Annotated in this window: 18 protein-coding genes; 10 read left to right on the top strand and 8 right to left on the bottom strand. The window is 70.4% G+C overall.

Features of this window, described 5'->3' with window-relative positions; all coding sequences use genetic code 11:
* Positions 1 to 4 precede the first annotated feature (4 nt).
* Positions 5 to 1,102, top strand: coding sequence for a carbohydrate ABC transporter permease (locus ACIBK1_RS23410; protein ID WP_231513734.1), 1,098 nt, complete (start codon positions 5 to 7; stop codon positions 1,100 to 1,102).
* A complete protein-coding gene (locus ACIBK1_RS23405; RefSeq protein WP_030505934.1) occupies positions 1,099 to 1,950 on the top strand; it encodes a carbohydrate ABC transporter permease in 852 nt (283 codons plus the stop codon). The genes ACIBK1_RS23410 and ACIBK1_RS23405 overlap by 4 nt, the downstream gene beginning before the upstream one ends.
* Before the next feature lie 37 nt (positions 1,951 to 1,987).
* On the opposite strand, the gene ACIBK1_RS23400 is transcribed toward ACIBK1_RS23405, so the two are convergent.
* The 3 genes from ACIBK1_RS23400 to ACIBK1_RS23390 form a co-directional block, all read right to left on the bottom strand.
* Positions 1,988 to 2,443 (bottom strand): hypothetical protein, encoded by a 456-nt coding sequence (locus ACIBK1_RS23400; protein WP_396737618.1) that lies wholly within the window; start codon positions 2,441 to 2,443, stop codon positions 1,988 to 1,990.
* Complete coding sequence (locus ACIBK1_RS23395) at positions 2,440 to 2,838, bottom strand: SgcJ/EcaC family oxidoreductase (protein ID WP_396737616.1); 399 nt, start codon at positions 2,836 to 2,838, stop codon at positions 2,440 to 2,442. The genes ACIBK1_RS23400 and ACIBK1_RS23395 overlap by 4 nt, the downstream gene beginning before the upstream one ends.
* 122 nt (positions 2,839 to 2,960) lie before the next feature.
* Positions 2,961 to 3,560: a PadR family transcriptional regulator gene (locus tag ACIBK1_RS23390; RefSeq protein ID WP_036405067.1), complete on the bottom strand. Its 600-nt coding sequence runs from the start codon at positions 3,558 to 3,560 to the stop codon at positions 2,961 to 2,963.
* A gap of 370 nt (positions 3,561 to 3,930) precedes the next feature.
* On the opposite strand from ACIBK1_RS23390, the gene ACIBK1_RS23385 reads away from it, so the two are divergent.
* A complete protein-coding gene (locus tag ACIBK1_RS23385) occupies positions 3,931 to 4,716 on the top strand; it encodes a type I restriction enzyme HsdR N-terminal domain-containing protein (protein ID WP_396724101.1) in 786 nt (261 codons plus the stop codon).
* 120 nt (positions 4,717 to 4,836) lie between these two features.
* Here the strand turns inward: ACIBK1_RS23385 and ACIBK1_RS23380 are convergent, their stop codons facing one another.
* Entirely contained in the window at positions 4,837 to 5,064 is a 228-nt protein-coding gene (locus ACIBK1_RS23380) for a hypothetical protein (protein WP_030505938.1), read from the bottom strand.
* Positions 5,065 to 5,245: 181 nt separating this feature from the next.
* Here ACIBK1_RS23380 and ACIBK1_RS23375 point away from each other — a divergent pair, with 181 nt between their 5' ends.
* The 5 genes from ACIBK1_RS23375 to ACIBK1_RS23355 all read left to right on the top strand — a co-directional run bounded on the left by ACIBK1_RS23375 (position 5,246) and on the right by ACIBK1_RS23355 (position 9,499).
* Complete coding sequence (locus tag ACIBK1_RS23375; RefSeq protein ID WP_036405069.1) at positions 5,246 to 6,586, top strand: helix-turn-helix domain-containing protein; 1,341 nt, start codon at positions 5,246 to 5,248, stop codon at positions 6,584 to 6,586.
* Positions 6,587 to 6,625: 39 nt separating this feature from the next.
* Positions 6,626 to 7,240 (top strand): TetR/AcrR family transcriptional regulator, encoded by a 615-nt coding sequence (locus ACIBK1_RS23370; RefSeq protein ID WP_030505940.1) that lies wholly within the window; start codon positions 6,626 to 6,628, stop codon positions 7,238 to 7,240.
* A gap of 59 nt (positions 7,241 to 7,299) precedes the next feature.
* Positions 7,300 to 8,211 (top strand): LysR family transcriptional regulator, encoded by a 912-nt coding sequence (locus ACIBK1_RS23365; protein ID WP_197042431.1) that lies wholly within the window; start codon positions 7,300 to 7,302, stop codon positions 8,209 to 8,211.
* 169 nt (positions 8,212 to 8,380) lie between these two features.
* Positions 8,381 to 9,094: an SDR family NAD(P)-dependent oxidoreductase gene (locus ACIBK1_RS23360; protein WP_030505942.1), complete on the top strand. Its 714-nt coding sequence runs from the start codon at positions 8,381 to 8,383 to the stop codon at positions 9,092 to 9,094.
* A gap of 36 nt (positions 9,095 to 9,130) precedes the next feature.
* Positions 9,131 to 9,499: a YybH family protein gene (locus ACIBK1_RS23355; protein WP_363417907.1), complete on the top strand. Its 369-nt coding sequence runs from the start codon at positions 9,131 to 9,133 to the stop codon at positions 9,497 to 9,499.
* On the opposite strand, the gene ACIBK1_RS23350 is transcribed toward ACIBK1_RS23355, so the two are convergent.
* Positions 9,432 to 10,193, bottom strand: a complete 762-nt coding sequence (locus ACIBK1_RS23350; RefSeq protein WP_396737611.1) for a hypothetical protein — start codon at positions 10,191 to 10,193, stop codon at positions 9,432 to 9,434. The two genes, ACIBK1_RS23355 and ACIBK1_RS23350, sit on opposite strands and share 68 nt — an antisense overlap.
* 10 nt (positions 10,194 to 10,203) lie before the next feature.
* Positions 10,204 to 11,031, bottom strand: coding sequence for an oxidoreductase (locus ACIBK1_RS23345; protein WP_396737608.1), 828 nt, complete (start codon positions 11,029 to 11,031; stop codon positions 10,204 to 10,206).
* A gap of 99 nt (positions 11,032 to 11,130) precedes the next feature.
* Between ACIBK1_RS23345 and ACIBK1_RS23340 the strand changes: the two genes are divergently transcribed.
* Entirely contained in the window at positions 11,131 to 12,033 is a 903-nt protein-coding gene (locus tag ACIBK1_RS23340) for a LysR substrate-binding domain-containing protein (RefSeq protein ID WP_396737605.1), read from the top strand.
* Positions 12,034 to 12,037: 4 nt separating this feature from the next.
* Here ACIBK1_RS23340 and ACIBK1_RS23335 read toward each other — a convergent pair whose 3' ends face one another.
* Complete coding sequence (locus ACIBK1_RS23335) at positions 12,038 to 12,691, bottom strand: HAD family hydrolase (protein ID WP_030505947.1); 654 nt, start codon at positions 12,689 to 12,691, stop codon at positions 12,038 to 12,040.
* Positions 12,692 to 12,867: 176 nt separating this feature from the next.
* Between ACIBK1_RS23335 and ACIBK1_RS23330 the strand changes: the two genes are divergently transcribed.
* Entirely contained in the window at positions 12,868 to 13,659 is a 792-nt protein-coding gene (locus tag ACIBK1_RS23330; RefSeq protein WP_396737602.1) for a class II aldolase/adducin family protein, read from the top strand.
* Between the two features lie 40 nt (positions 13,660 to 13,699).
* On the opposite strand, the gene ACIBK1_RS23325 is transcribed toward ACIBK1_RS23330, so the two are convergent.
* Positions 13,700 to 15,118 carry a cellulose binding domain-containing protein gene (locus ACIBK1_RS23325; RefSeq protein ID WP_396737599.1) on the bottom strand — a complete coding sequence of 473 codons (1,419 nt, stop codon included), beginning with the start codon at positions 15,116 to 15,118 and terminating at the stop codon, positions 13,700 to 13,702.
* Between the last annotated feature and the right edge of the window lie 28 nt (positions 15,119 to 15,146).

The following is a 15,146-nucleotide window of genomic DNA, read 5'->3' as shown; positions in this document are numbered from 1 at the left end:
GACCGTGGCCGACACCGCACCCGCCCCCGTCTCCCCACGGACCGCGCGGCCGGGGCCCCGGCTGAGCGCGGCCGTACGGGAGAACATCGCGGGCTGGCTGTTCGTGGCACCGGTGGTGGTGATCCTGGGCCTGTTCCTGCTGCTGCCGATCCTGATGGCGATGTGGGTCAGCCTCACCGACTGGAACGGCCAGGGCAGCCCGTTCCGCTCGGGCGTGCCGTTCGTGGGGCTGGACAACTACACCCGGCTGTTCACCGAGGACGGCCTGGCCCGCCAGGACTTCATGACCAGCGTGCGGAACAACTTCTACTACGTCGCGATCGTCGTGCCCGCCCAGACGGTGCTGGCGCTGGGCCTCGCCGTGATCGTGAACAACAGGATGCTGAAGGGGAAGACGTTCTTCCGCGCCGCGTTCTTCTTCCCCTCGGTCACCAGCTCGGTCGCGATCAGCGTGGTGTTCCTGTTCATCTTCGCCAACTCGGGCGCGGTGACCAGCCTGCTGAAGCTGTTCGGGATCGACGGCCCGCAGTGGTTCTCCGACTCGCGGGGCGTGCTCCACCTGCTGCTCGGAGGGCTCGGCCTGGTCGATCCCGCCGATCCGCCGGCGGCGCTGACGGGCGGCGGGCCGTTCGGGCTCTCGTGGTGGGAGTGGCTGTCCGGGCCCAGCGTGGCGATGTGCACGATCATCATGCTGGTCGTCTGGACGACGTCGGGAACGTTCATGTTGATGTTCCTGGCCGCGCTCCAGGACATCCCGGTGACGCTGGAGGAGGCCGGCATGCTCGACGGCGCCGGGCGCTGGCAGCGGTTCCGGCACATCACGCTCCCGCTGCTGAAGCCCACGCTGTTCCTGGTGCTGACGCTCGGCCTCATCGCGACCTGGCAGGTCTTCGACCAGGTCTACGTGATGAGCCAGGGCAACCCCGCCAAGACCACCCTCACCCCGGCCTTCCTGTCGTACCAGACGGCCTTCCGGAGCTTCGAGTACGGCTCGGGGACGGCCATCTCGTTCGTGCTGTTCGCCATCATCGTCGTGCTCGCGCTGCTCCAGCGGTGGATCATGCGCGACCGCGACCCCGCCCGCCGTACGAGGAGGTCGTGACCGTGAAACGCCGGGACTCCCGCTCGCTCGCCTCCACCTTCGCGGGCTACTTCGTGCTGGTCTTCTTCGCGCTGGTCTTCCTCTATCCGTTCGTGATCCAGGTCGCGAACTCGTTGAAGACCGAGCCGGACGCCGCCGCGAACGCGCTGTCGCCCATCCCTCATCCCTTCACGACCGGCGGCTACGAGAAGGTCTTCCTCAACACCGACCTGCCGCTCTGGCTGGGCAACTCGATGCTGGTGACGATCCTGGTCACCGCCGGGCGGGTGCTGCTGTGCTCGATGGCCGGGTACGCGCTAGCACGGATCCGCTTCCGCGGCCGCAAGGCGCTGTTCTCCGCCGTCATCGGGGTCATGGCCGTGCCGCCCGTGGTGCTGTTCGTGCCGAAGTTCCTGGTGCTCAACCAGTTCGGCATATACGACAGCTACACGGCGCTGGTCCTGCCCCTGATCGTGGACGCCGCGGGCGTCTTCATCATGAAGCAGTTCTTCGAGTCGGTCCCGGTGAGCGTGGAGGAGGCCGCGCGCATCGACGGCGCGGGGGTGTGGCGGACGTTCTGGTCGGTGGTGCTGCCGATGGCGCGACCGGCCCTGATCACCCTGACGATCATCTCCTTCCAGGGCAGCTGGAACGAGTTCGCGCACACACTCGTGGCGGTGCAGAGCCCGGAGCTGTTCACGCTGCCGCGAGGGATCGCCGACCTGGTCAGCGGCTCGCTCGGCAAGGGCACGCAGTATCCGCTCAAGCTCGGCGCCGCCGTGCTCGCCACGATCCCGGTGGCGGTCATCTTCGTGGTGTTCCAGCGCTACTTCGTACGCGGCGCCAACGAGGGCGCGGAGAAGGGCTGACGGACCGGCCCTTCACGGGCCGGTCCGGTGACCTCCTTCAGCGGCCGTCCAGCAGGCGGACCCGGCAGCCCAGCTCGGCGCCCACCCGGTCGAGCAGCACGGCGAAGCCGTCGCGCGTCCGCGGCCCGAGCCCCCGGAAGAACCCGTTGACGAGGGGCACTCCCCAGCGCAGGCTCTCGGCCACGTTGCGGACCTGGTGGACCAGCAGCGTGCCGGCCGGATCGGGCGCGAGGCGGTACTCGCCGCGGTACCACCAGCCGCCCTGCGCGGCCAGCAGGTCCCGGCCCACCTCCACCGTCATCGCGTGGCCGGGCGCGGCCAGGACGAAGCGGTCCGGCCCGCCCGTGAGCGTCCCGCCGTGGTCGGCGAACGGGAAGCAGTTGTCCCGGCCCACCGGCCCCGGCCGTACGCGCAGGAGCAGGCCGGCCACGCGCTCGACCGGAGCCTCGACGACGCCGCGCACCTCGCACAGGAGGGTTCCCGCGGACGTCACGGCGTGCCGATCCGCGTGTTGTGGAACGACGCGAAGTGCCAGCCGTCGCCCTCCCTGACCGCGGTGAACGTCATGATCGAGTCGCGGCCGGGGTCGGCCGTGCCGCCCGGCAGGCCCGAGCCCCCGGTGGTCACGACCAGTGCCACGTCCGGGCTCAGCGAGCGGATCTTCCGCAGCGGCGGCGCGGCGGCCGGTGCGCCCAGCCGAGATCCCTTCAGCGCTCCCTCGAACAGCGCCCGGTGGCTGTCCTCGATGGCCTGCCGGCCCTCCATGCGGGCCCCGAAGTACGTCACGTAGTCGGCGTCCTCCGTGAACAGGTTGGCGAAGGCGGCGGCGTCTCCGTCGTTCCAGGCAGCGGTCAGCGTGTCGAGCAGGCGGTGGATGTCGTCGGACATGTCGTGCGGCTCCTCTCGGATGACCGCGAAGCCGCCTATCCTCTGGGGTGCGAGTCCTGATCGGCCGCTTCGCGGTGGTCGGGTCCGGCGCCGGCCGGATGTTGGCGCATCCGGCCGGCGCGTCACTGTCGGTCGAGCTGCCCGGCGTTCGAATCGACGCTCCAGGAGACCTGGCCGGACCGGATCTCGGCGAGAGTCGCGCGGACCCACTCCAGTTCGGCCGCCTTCATCGCCCGGTCGTACTCCACTTCGAGGACCAGCACGCGCGGCAGGCCGGAGCCGGCGAGCGCCGCGATGTGCGCGTCCGCGGAGACGATGGCGCCCTCCAGCGTGGCGACGCGGGTGCTCAGCGCCCGCTCCACCTCGGGGACCGGAAGGCATCCCATCAGCGACACCGCGGCCAGGAAGACCTTGGTGTCGCCGTCCGGCTGCTCGAGGAGGCGGCGAAGCCGGCTGCTCAGCTCGGCCCGCCCCTCCTCGGTCACGCGGTAGACCGTACGCTCCGGCCGCCGGCCCTCCCTGCTGGTCTCCGCGGGGGCGATGAGCTCCTCGCGGGCCAGCCGGTCGACCGCGTGGTAGAGGCTGCGCGGCAGGCCGCCGATGTAGTCCTTGTGCGTGTCGATGACGAACCGGTGCAGCTCATAGGGGTGTGCGGGCCGTACGGACAGCAGGGCGAGCACCGTCAGCCCGACCAGATCCCTGTCCGCTCGTCCCCGCGCCATCGCTCCCCCATCGCTTTATTGCACTTTGCACTATAGCGATGTGCATCCAAAGCGGAAAGCCCCTACGCGCTGATCACGCACGCGGGCGACATGCCCCGCGGGGCGCCGACCGCCGTGGCGGGACGCCCGGGCTCACGAGGCACGACGCCTCGGGCTCGCCCGCCGGAGAGCCGGCACCGAGGGGCCTCTCACATTCATCTTCGGCGAGACATTTCTAAACAAAGCGCCATATAGCCGAAATGGCCTACATCGCCATTTGTTGCTGAACAGATATTCACAGCGGTAACCATTCGGGGACGGAAACGCGTCCAACACCGTTACAGCCGAGACCACAAGACGGCCCTAGCCGCAGCGAGAGAAGGCGCATCCGATGAGCGACCAGACGTCCGAGGCCCTCGTCGCACCCGAGGCGACCCCAGCCGCCACCAGGGATGACAACGACGCACGCGGGGTCCGCAAGGCATCAGCGCCACGGACCATGCCGAAATGGGAATCCGAGGCGCGCAATCGGATTCGCACGGCGATCCGCCGGTACGGAAAACCGCTCAGCGACCTCGTCGCGCGCGACGCCAACGAGGGCGACACCCGGCTGCTCGTCACCGATTTCCTCTGCGAAGGACTGGGATACGACAAATACGAAGACCTCACGACCGAATATCAGGTCAAAGGGGAATTCGCCGACTACGGCATCCGGGTGGACAAGCAGCTCGCGGCGTTCATCGAGGTCAAGCGGTGCACGCAGAAACTGGGCGTCAAGCACCTGCGGCAGGTGCAGATGTACGCGGTGAACGAGGGCGTCGAATGGATGGTGCTGACGAACGGGCAGGTGTGGCAGGTCTACCACCTCACCGGCGGCCTTCCCGTCGTCGTCGACCTGGCCCTTCAGGTCGATCTCCTGGACGACGGCGGGCTGACCGGGAAGGCCGACGCGCTCTTCTACCTCAGCAAGGAGGCGTTCAAGCGCCGCCTGATAGACGACCTGTGGAAGGCCCGCGCGGCGACGGCCCCGAAGTCCCTCGTACGAGTCCTCCTCACGCCGGTGATTCTCGACGCCGTTCGGAAGGAGCTGCGGCGGCAGACGGGACACAACGCGGACGAGAAGGAGATCGAGCACATCCTCCAGGCGGAGGTCCTTCGCCCCGATCTCCTCGCCTGAGCGGCGAGGGGTAGGCGAATCGACGCGCAGGCACCGGCAACGGCGCCTGCGCGGTTCACGTCGCCGACTCCGTCAAGGACCGTCTCCGGTGCGGGCGCCGACCGCACCGGCGGCCCCCGGTCACCCGGCGGCGGCGGGGTCGGCGGCGAAGGTGGCGGTCAACTCGGCCTGCGCGGCAAGAGCGGCGTCGAGGGCCTCGGGATCGTCGGCGTCGAGCGTCATCGCGCATCCCATGCGGATCGCTTCGAGGTCTACCGGCCCGCGCCTGGTCGCCCACCAGCGGCCGACGTCCGACCGCCAGATGATCCAGCCGGTATGGACCCGTGCGATGTCCTCCAACGTGGTCATGTCACCCATCTCCAACGGCTGCTCGCGGAAGTGGGCCAAGCTAAGCGCTTATGAAGCGGTTGGAGTATCAGCCAGAGGACGTCCAATCACAGCCAGTAGCCGCACGAACACAGAATCTCCCGTAGTGTCAGCGTGTCACGCTGACACAGCGTGCTTGCGGTCGTGCGAGGAGGGGTGCGACATGCCGGCCAACCACCGCCATCCGCCGAACCGCCGGCTCGCGTGGGAACGCCTGCAACGCGGGTGGTCCTACGAGGAGCTGTGCGAGCGCATCCGCGCGTCCATGCGGTCGTGCGACGAGAAGGACACCGGCCTGACGGCCAACACCGTTCGACGGTGGGAGACCGGTGAGCGGTGGCCGGATCCGCGCTACCGCAAGCACATCGTGACGATTTTCGACAAGCCCGCGAGCGAGCTGGGACTGCTCACCCCCGACGAGATGGCCATGCGGCCGGTCACGGAGGTGGTGGACGAGATACGGAGGCTGCTGAGCATGATCGTCGCAGAAGGCATCGACCGCTCCACGTTCCTGCGGGGGCTTCTCGGCGCGGGCGTGCTCGCTCCGCTCCTCGGCGAGGGCGGCGAGCGTCTTCCCGCGGCGGTGGAACGCGGGCGCGGGGTCGACGCCGAGTCGGCCGAGGCGTTCGCCCGGGTCGTCGACAAGCAGGCCGCCCTCTACTGGACCTCGCCGCCGGACGACATCTTCCAGGCGTCGGTCGCGCACACCCGGCTCGGGATGAGCCTGCTGCGGGCGGCGCCGGAGGGTGCGGTCAGGCAGACGCTGGCCGAGGCGGCCGCGCGCTCGGCCCTGCTGTCGGGCCGGGTCGCCTTCTTCGACCTCGACGACGGCCCCACCGCGGCGCGGCTGTACCGGATGGCCCTGTCGGCCACCCGGGAGTGCGGCGACCATCCGCTCGCCGCCGCCGTGCTCGCCCACGCGGCGTTCGTGCCGGGGTTCGAGGGCAACCGTACGGACGCCCTGGGTCTGCTGGACGCGGCGTTCGCGCACGCCTGGCACGGCGTCGGCCCGCTCACCAGGGCCTGGCTGCACTGCGTGGCGTCGGAGATCTCGGCCCGCTGCGGCGAGCCGAAGGAGTGCATGCGCCACATCGACCGCGCCGACCAGATGGTGGACGCGGGCGGCGACGACCCCGCGTGGCTGGACTTCTTCGAGCGGGCGAGGCTCGACGGGTTCGCCGGCTACAGCGCGCTGACGGCGGGCAACCACGAGGAGGCGACCCGCCGGCTGCGCAAGGCGCTCGACGACCTGGGCCCGAACGGCGGCAAGCAGCGCTCGGTGCTGCTCGCCGACCTCGCCGCCGCCCACGCCCCCACCGACGGCGACCAGGCCGCCGAACACCTCAAGCAGGCGGTCGACGCGCTCGACGACCAGTGGTACGCGATCGGGCACGACCGCGTACGCCGCGTGCTGAAGGTCCTGCCGCCCGCCGCCCAGACGCGGGCGCTGGACGAACGGCTGACCGACCTCGGCCGGTCCAGGCACCCCGAGCTCACGATGTGACGAGGGTGGCGTTTATACGACCGGTCGTATACTGATCGTATGGGACGGACCAGCGATGCCAAGGAGAAGATCCTCGGCGCTGCCCGGACACTCATCGAGCTGCGCGGTTACTCCGCCCTGGGCGTGGCGGAGATCTGCAAGTCGGCCGGCGTGCCCAAGGGCAGCTTTTACTACTTCTTCGACACCAAGGAAGCCCTCGCCCTGGCGGTCATCGACGAGCACTGGGCCGACCAGGAGCGGACCTGGAAGCGGATCCTGTCCGGCGAGGGGGAGCCGCTGGACCGCCTGCGCCGGCTGTTCGAGGCGACCCAGGCCGTCCAACGTGCCGGGCAGCGGGACTGCGGCACCGTCTCGGGCTGCCTGTTCGGGAATCTCACGCTGGAGATGAGCAACCAGACCGAAGCCATCCGCGGACGGCTGCAGGAGATCTTCGACGCGCAGGTCGACATGATCGACGCGGTCGTCGTCGAGGCTCTGGCGCGCGGGGATGTCACCGTGGCCGACACCAGGGAAGCCGCGCGGTCGGTGGTGGCCCAGCTGGAGGGGCACGTTCTGTTCGCCAAGCTCTACAACGACACGCAGCGACTCGGCCCCCTGTGGGCCAACTGCCTGGCGCTGCTCGGTGCCCGCGCAGAGATGGCCGGCGGTCTCTGAGACCTGCCTTGATGGCCGGGCTGGTAGGCGCAACCTCTCACCGGCCTAGCATGGCGAGTGTGGAGCTGCGCCAGCTGCGGTACTTCGTCGCGGTCGCCGAGGAACTGAACTTCGGCAGCGCCGCCAGGCGTCTGCTGATCGCCGGTCCTTCCCTGTCCCAGCAGATCAAGGCGCTGGAGCGCGACCTGGGCGTGCGCCTGTTCGACCGGGACCGCCGCTCGGTGTCCCTCACACCGGCCGGTTTCGCCCTGCTTCCCGACGCCCGTGCCCTGCTGGAACGCGCCGACGACCTCCGGCACCGGGCCCGCCGGCTGGCCGGATCGGAACCGGTCCGGCTCGGCTACGTCAACTGGATGCCACCGGACCTGATCGCCCGTACGGCGGCGGTGGCGCAGGTCCATGTCGACGCCTGGGTCGCGCCTTCGCACACCCAGGCCGCCCGGGTCGCCGAAGGCGGCCTGGACCTCGCGATCTGCTGGCTGCGCACCGGCGATCTGGAGCGACTCCGCCTGGACGCTCAGCTCATCGGCGCCGACCGCCTCTACGCCGTGGCCACCGGCCGTGACACCACCCCGGTTCCCGCCCGCGAGACCGGCGTACTCCTCGACGGCGACGCCACCTCCTGGTCGTCCTGGAACGCGTACGCCGAGGAGCTGGCCGACCAGACCGGGGCCGGCGCGGTCCGCATCTCCGACGGCGGCATCACCGGCCCGGCGTTCTTCGACCACGTGCGCCGCTGCCGACGTCCGATCATCAACTCGCCGAAGGGCCAGACCACCCCGCTGCCGCCGGACCTCGTCCGGCGACCGGTCATCGCGCCGGAGATCTACTGGACCTGGTCTCTGGTGTGGCGCCGCGGCGAGGTCCGCACCTCGGTGCTCGCCGTCGTCGAGGCGCTCCGCGCCGACGGCCACTTCGGGATCCACGGCCCGGACGCCTGGCTGCCCGAGGGCGATCCGCACCGTCGCTGATCCAGCTGCCGGAACTGTAGGAGTTTTCTCCTACCAGCTGAGAGCATTCCAGTTCCGGATGATGCCCGGTCAGCCTTTGACTGCACCTCTCCAGTGGGCCTACGTTCATAAAGAAATAGACGACCGGTTGACTAGTAAGTCGACCGGCTCCCACTGGAGAAGGATCATCATGAGCATTCAGCAGCAGAAGGTCGCCCTCGTCACCGGTGCCTCGCAGGGCATCGGCGCCGCGCTGGTCGAGGCCTACCGCAAGCTGGGCTACGCCGTCGTCGCCGTCTCGCGCACCATCACGCCCTCCGACGACCCCTACGTCCTCACCGTCCAGGGCGACGTCGCCGACCCCGCCACCGCCGAACGCGCGATCGCCGCGGCCGTCGAGCGGTTCGGCCGGGTGGACACCCTGGTCAACAACGCGGGCATCTTCGTCGCCAAGCCGTTCACCGACTACACCCTCGACGACTACAGCGCGGTGACCAGGGTCAACCTCGACGGCTTCTTCCACCTCACCCAGCTCGCCATCGCGCGCATGCTGACGCAGGGGCGCGGCCACGTCGTCACCATCACCACCAGCCTGGTCGACAACGCCGACTCCCGGGTCCCGTCCGTGCTGGCCTCGCTGACCAAGGGCGGCCTGCAGTCCGCGACCAAGTCGCTCGCCATCGAGTACGCCACGCGCGGCATCCGCGTCAACGCCGTCTCACCGGGCTCCATCAAGACCCCCATGCACCCCGAGGAGACCCACGAGGCCCTCGCAGCGCTGCACCCGGTACGCCGGATGGGCGAGCTGAGCGACGTCGCGGACGCGGTCGTCTACCTGGAGAACGCCCCCTTCATCACCGGCGAGATCCTCCACGTCGACGGCGGCATGAGCGCCGGCCACTGATCCGCACACCCCGGCCCCACCGGCAGGAGACGCCTGATGACCAGCGACAAGGACAGAGAAACGATCCTGAGGGACGTCCTCGACCGGTGGAAGGCCGGGATCGACGCCCATCGACCGCAGCAGGTCGCAGCCCTGTTCACGGAGGACGCGATCTTCCAGGGGCTGCGCCCCTACACGGTCGGGAGGCCGGGTGTGGCGGCCTACTACGACTCCCAGCCACCCGGACTGACGGCCGCGTACCGCATTGTGGAGACCGCGGCACCCGCTGACGGCCTCGTCCTCGGTTACCTGGCCGTCGACTTCTCCTTCGCCGATCGCCCCACTCTGAACGTCTACCTCAGTGTGCTGGTGAAGCGGACGGAGGAGGGCTGGCGCATCGGCCACTACCAGGTCTCCCGCCTCTGATCCCCGAGACGGGGTGATCGCCGGCCCGCCACACCGCGCGCAGCGCCTCGATCTCGGCCGGGGAGCTCTCGCGGGCGATGAACGGGATGTCCAACAGGTGGCGCGTCGCGGCGGCGGACAGGCGCTCGCGCACTACGGCGGAGTCGTCGAGCACCTGGCGGTAGAGCGACGCCCCGTCCATGCAGAACACGTCGATGAGCACGATCCTCCCGTCCACCGCCCGGCGGACGTTGCCGCTGTTGAGGTCGATCCCGTCCCACCACGGCATCCGTGCCCGCCATTCCTCGTCCACGGCGTGGGCGGTGGTCCGCACGGCGTCGAACGCCTCGTCGCCCGTCCCCTCGCGCCACCGCCGGGCGACCGCCGCCGCCTCGGCCTCCTCGACGGGGGCCAGGAACTCCAGGACCGTGAGCGAGCCGCCGCCGTCGAGCGCCTCGGTGAGCGACACCCGCGGCAGGTACGGGTTGCCGGGGCAGCGGCGGCACAACTCCAGGAATGCCGGGTACGCAGGGTCGAAGGGGCATATCCGCGCCGCAAGCAGGCCCCGCGGCGAACGCAGCCCGACGGCCCAGTCGCCCACCCCGCACGGCGTCCAGCCGAGCCTGACGATCTCGGCCAGCGCATCCCGGTGGTCCACCGTTTCCCATGCCCGGCCGAGCAGCGGCACGAGATCGATGTCGTGATCAGCCGTCACCCGGGCAACTCTAGAGGCTCGTCGCCCGGCTGAGCTTCTCCCAGCGGTCGAGGTCGGCGCGGAGCGTCTCGTGGTGGGCGCGGACGGCGTCCACCGCGTCGTCGCCCAGGGCGAGCCGCAGCGGAGGGTCGGCGTGGCCGAGGACCTGCAGGATCGCCTGCGCCGCCTTGGCCGGGTCTCCCGGCTGGGTGCCGTCCATCTGGTCCACCACCGCCCGGGTCGCGCCCGCCGACGCCTGGTAGGCGTCGATGGGCTCCGAGCGGTGCATGCGGTGGCCGCCGAACTCGGTGCGGAACGCGCCCGGCTCCACGATCAGCACTCGTACGCCGAAGGGCGCGACCTCGGCGGCGAGCGCCTCCGACAGTCCCTCCAGGGCGAACTTGGCGGCGCAGTAGGCGCCGAACCCCGGCATGCTGAGCTGCCCGCCCATCGAGCTCATCTGCACGATCGTCGCGCTCCCCTGCCTGCGCAGATGCGGCAGGACGGCCTTGGTCACGGCCGCCGCCCCGAAGAACATGACCTCCATCAGCGCCCGCAGGTCGGCCATGTCGAGTTCTTCGACGGCCCCCACCGACCCGTGGCCGGCGTTGTTCACCGCGACGTCGATCCGGCCGAAGGCCGACAGGGTCTCGGCCACCGCGACGTCGATCGACGAGGCGTCGATGACGTCCAGCCGCGCCACGCGCACGCGGTCACCACCCGTTTCCACCAGGTCCGCCAGCGTCTCGGGCCGTCGCGCGGTCGCCATCACCCGGTCCCCCGCAGCCAGAGCGGCCTCGGCCAGCTCCCTGCCGAAGCCCGCCGAGCATCCGGTGATCAACCACACCCGTCCGGTCATGGTCCACTCCTCGTGTTCCCGTGATCAGTGCGACCACTCTCCCCGGAGCGTGCCCCGCGCGGCCAACACACGTTCCCTGCGGGGTTACAGTCGGATCCTGTGACCCCAGAGCTGCGTCATCTGCGGTATTTCGTCGCCGTGGCCGAGCAACTGAGCTTCACCGTCGCCGCGCGGGAGCTGCACATCGCCCAGCAGTCGCTGTCGCAGCAGATCGCGGCGCTCGAACACGCCCTCGGCACACGGCTGTTCGACCGCGACACCCGGGGCACGCGGCTGACCGAGGTCGGCCGCGTGTTCCTGCCCGAGGCGCGGGCCGTTCTGACGCACGCGGACGCGGCCCTGGAGACCGCCCGCAGGGCGGTGCGCGGTGAGGTCGGCAGGCTTCGGGTGGCCTTCCTCGTCTCCACCGCGAACTACATGATGCCGCCGGTCGTCCGCGCGTTCCGCGAACGGTATCCGGACGTCGAGCTGCTCGCCGAGGCCGTCGCGATCGCCGACCTCGTGGCGGGCCTGCGCGAGGACCGGTATGACGCCGCCTTCACCCGGCCACCGCTGGTCGACGACCTGGTGACCGCGACGCTGGTCGCCGAGCCCGTCTGCGCGGTCCTGCCGGCGGGCCACCCGCTCGCCGGGCGGGCCAAGCTGCGGCTCGCGGATCTGGCCGGCGAGCCGTGGGTGCTCACCCCGCGCGGCTCGTGGGAGCCGTGGCATCGCAAGTACGACGAGGACTTCCGGGCGGCGGGCTTCGAGCCGCGGGTGGTGCAGCGGGCCGACGGCGTGCCGAGCCTGCTCGGCCTGGTCGCCGCCGGTGTCGGCGTCACGCGGCTCGCCCGGTCCGCGCACAGCCTCCGGCGCAGCGGGGTCGCCTTCGTGCCGCTCGCCGGCGAACAGGCGAAGACCGTCATGGCCTGGCACCCCGCCCGCGACCGGCAGGCCGTACGCAACCTGCTCGACGTGGCGGCGGGCCTGGCCGCCTCGATCGACCTCACCGAGGCCGGCTGAGCGATCAGTCGCCGTTGTGCTTGCGGATCAGGGCGGGCAGCTCGGCCAGCGAGTCGACGTGGAACAGGCACGCCCGGGCCGCCTGCTCGTCGCGGAGGATGTGACCCCAGGGACCCCGCCGTACGAGGGCGGTGCACAGCCCGGCCTTCTGAGCGGGCCGGATGTCGTTGTCGAGGCGGTCGCCCACGTAGAGGACGGACTCCGCCGGGCAGCCGGCCTCCGTCACCACCCGGTCGAAGAACGACGCGTCCGGTTTCTCCACGCCCCAGCCGTCGGAGGTGCCGATCACGTCCACGGGCAGGTCGAGGGCGCGCAGGATGGTCTCGGCGCGGGCGGTCTGGTTGCCCGCGAGGCCGACGCGCAGCCCCATCTCCCGCAACTCGGCCATGCAGGGGCGGGCGTCGGGGTAGAGGTTCTCCTCGCCGAACGTCTCGGCCTGGCCTTCCCCGGCCCGGCGCTCCCGCTCGGTGTCGAGGTCGAACCCGGGCCGGAAGTGCTGGAAGGTGTCCCGGTAGTCGCCGCCGCGTGCGATCACGGCGCCGAAGACGGCGGAGAAGGTGTGCCGCGGGACCCCCAGCCAGTCGGCCCAGGTGCCGTACTCGCGGGTCTCGTCCACCAGGGTCTCTCCGACATCGAAGAAGACCGCCTCCAGCCGCATCGGTACCTCCTGACTCTCGCGTTGCCTGCACCTTACGCGGATTCGGTCGGGCTCCACTGCCCCATTGGACAGGACCGAACCCACGAGAAGACCGAAAACGATTCGGTTTCGCCATGGACAGGAGACGGTGCCGGAGACAGGCTGGACGGGTACGCCTCACGAGCCTGGGAGCCGCGATGAGCCTGTCCGACCTGCAGCCGGTGCCCGCCGACCAGCTCGCCTTCCGGCTGCCGCCGACGTTCGAGACCGTGGAGGAGGAGCGGCTCCACCGCAAGGAGCGGCTCACGGCGGCGCTGCGCCTGTTCGGGAGGTTCGGCTTCGAGGAGGGCGTGGCGGGGCACATCACGGCCCGGGACCCGGAGCACACCGATCACTTCTGGGTGAACCCGTTCGGGATGTCGTTCAAGCAGATCACGGTCAGCGACCTGATCCTGGTCAACCACGAGGGCCAGGTGGTGGAGGGCCGCTATCACGTCAACCAGGCGGCGTTCGCCATCCACTCGATGGTCCATCAGGCCAGGCCCGACGTGGTCGCGGCCGCTCACTCCCACTCCGTGTACGGCAAGGCCCTGTCGGCGCTGGGCACGCTGCTCGAACCGCTGACGCAGGACGCGTGCGCGTTCTACGAGGACCACGCCCTGTTCGATGACTACACCGGGGTGGTGGTGGAGACCGAGGAGGGCCGCCGCATCGCGCAGGCGCTGGGCTCGCACAAGGCGGTGATCCTGCGCAACCACGGGCTGCTGACCGTGGGCGACAGCGTGGAGGCGGCGGCCTGGTGGTTCATCACGATGGAACGAAGCTGCCAGGCGCAGCTCGCGGCCAAGGCCGCCGGGCCGACGGTGCCCATCTCGCACGAGAACGCCAAGCTCACCCACGGCCAGATCGGCAACGACGTCGTCGGCTGGATCAACTTCCAGCCCCTGCTGGACCAGATCCTCGCCTCCGACCCCGACCTGCTCGGCTGACCGGTCCGGGCCCCGGACGCCGGGGCCCGGACGACGTCGGCTACGGCATCGGCACGGTGTCCTTCCACGTGGTGCCGGCGCTCCGGAAGGCGTTCACCCTGCTGGTGATGTCGGCCGGAGCCACGACCTCGTTCTTGCTGAAGTAGAACCAGTCGACCTGCTGGGTGTAGACGCGCGGGGTGGCGCTGCCCAGCAGCCCGCCGCCGATGAACCAGAGGTTGAAGTTCACCGACTGCGGGGTCTCGGGGTAGTAGTCGCCGCCGTGCTCGGCGAACAGCATGCCGTCGATGTAGTAACGGACCGAGCCGCCGGAGACCTGCAGCACGAGGTCGTGCCAGCCGGCGTAGCTCGCCGTCCGCTCGGTGTGCGTGTTGACCGCGAGCCAGGGCTCGTTGCGGTAGGTCTCCCAGGTGGTCGTGTACATGATCGGGCCCTGCGCGCCCCAGCCGCCGTTCGGCAGATACTCGAAGTCCTGCTCGCTGTAGTCCGGATCGAGGTCGTACGCCAGGGGCGTGATGGTGAAGAACGTCTCGACGATGTTGTCGCCGTCCGGGCCGCTGTCGGGGGCGTCGGCGAACTTCACCCGCGCGGCGTACGTGCCTTCGAAGAACTTGCGCTGGTGCAGGAACTCGGCCTGCGAGGTGCCCCCGGCGGTGCCGTCGGTGGCCGCCCGCAGTTGCAGGGCCTTGTTGCTCCCGGTGACGACGGGGAAGCTCACGTTGGACGCCGGCCAGCTCGCTCCGGGGACGCCGGGGCCGCCGCTGTTGGTCCGCACGGTCCAGTTGTGCGCGGTGATCTGCGGATCGGACGAGGAAGCGTAGGCGAAGTCGTCGAAGACGACCCCGCTGCCGCCGCCGGGCCCGCCCGGCGAAGGCGAGGCGGAAGGCGAGGCGGAAGGCGAGGCGGAAGGCGAGGGATCGGTCACGCCCGCGGGCGGGACGCCCCAGACCAGCGTGCCGCCCTGGTAGACCGCGACCTTGTCCCAGTCGCCGTACGTCGTCCGGGCGGGGCCGAAGGAGTAGTCGTCGCTCTGCCGGATCGTCTGCCAGTCGGACCGGTAGAAGCGCAGTTGCATGTCGCCGGTCGAGGCGCCGGCCGCCAGGCTGCCGGAGGTGAAGCCGACCTCCAGGTAGCGGTCGGCGGCGGCCGTGCCCGAGATCGTCTGGAAGGCGCCGGTGACGGTCGAGCAGGAGACGACCGCCCATGAGCAGGCGAAGCGGTACTGCTGGGCCGGCGAATCCGCGGTGAAGTAGTAGCGGATCTTCACGGTGTTCAGCGGCACCGCCGTGGTCCCGCTGTTGACCAGGTCGAACCACGGCTCCACCTGGTCGGCGGTGGCGCCGGTGGCGCTGGTCTTGTAGCGCAGGCGCAGCGACTGGGCCGCCTCCGCGGGCAGGGCCACGACCAGCGCGGCCAGCAGGACGGCCGCGAGACCGCCCCATAAGAGCTTTCGTGACACCGCAGTCTTCCTTTCGTGGGGGGTGGTC

This window comes from Microbispora rosea, from assembly GCF_044460045.1.
Classification (GTDB): Bacteria; Actinomycetota; Actinomycetes; order Streptosporangiales; family Streptosporangiaceae; genus Microbispora; species Microbispora rosea.
This window is presented reverse-complemented; position numbering and strand designations above follow the sequence as displayed.

What these genes read in the sequence shown, in the direction of transcription:
- ACIBK1_RS23395 (WP_396737616.1), bottom strand. Translation starts at nt 2,838, where the DNA reads ATGTCCGACGACATCCACCGCCTGCTCGACACGCTGACCGCTGCCTGG.
- ACIBK1_RS23390 (WP_036405067.1), bottom strand. Translation starts at nt 3,560, where the DNA reads ATGGCGCGGGGACGAGCGGACAGGGATCTGGTCGGGCTGACGGTGCTC.
- ACIBK1_RS23385 (WP_396724101.1), top strand. Translation starts at nt 3,931, where the DNA reads ATGAGCGACCAGACGTCCGAGGCCCTCGTCGCACCCGAGGCGACCCCA.
- ACIBK1_RS23380 (WP_030505938.1), bottom strand. Translation starts at nt 5,064, where the DNA reads ATGACCACGTTGGAGGACATCGCACGGGTCCATACCGGCTGGATCATC.
- ACIBK1_RS23375 (WP_036405069.1), top strand. Translation starts at nt 5,246, where the DNA reads ATGCCGGCCAACCACCGCCATCCGCCGAACCGCCGGCTCGCGTGGGAA.
- ACIBK1_RS23370 (WP_030505940.1), top strand. Translation starts at nt 6,626, where the DNA reads ATGGGACGGACCAGCGATGCCAAGGAGAAGATCCTCGGCGCTGCCCGG.
- ACIBK1_RS23360 (WP_030505942.1), top strand. Translation starts at nt 8,381, where the DNA reads ATGAGCATTCAGCAGCAGAAGGTCGCCCTCGTCACCGGTGCCTCGCAG.
- ACIBK1_RS23355 (WP_363417907.1), top strand. Translation starts at nt 9,131, where the DNA reads ATGACCAGCGACAAGGACAGAGAAACGATCCTGAGGGACGTCCTCGAC.
- ACIBK1_RS23345 (WP_396737608.1), bottom strand. Translation starts at nt 11,031, where the DNA reads ATGACCGGACGGGTGTGGTTGATCACCGGATGCTCGGCGGGCTTCGGC.
- ACIBK1_RS23335 (WP_030505947.1), bottom strand. Translation starts at nt 12,691, where the DNA reads ATGCGGCTGGAGGCGGTCTTCTTCGATGTCGGAGAGACCCTGGTGGAC.
- ACIBK1_RS23330 (WP_396737602.1), top strand. Translation starts at nt 12,868, where the DNA reads ATGAGCCTGTCCGACCTGCAGCCGGTGCCCGCCGACCAGCTCGCCTTC.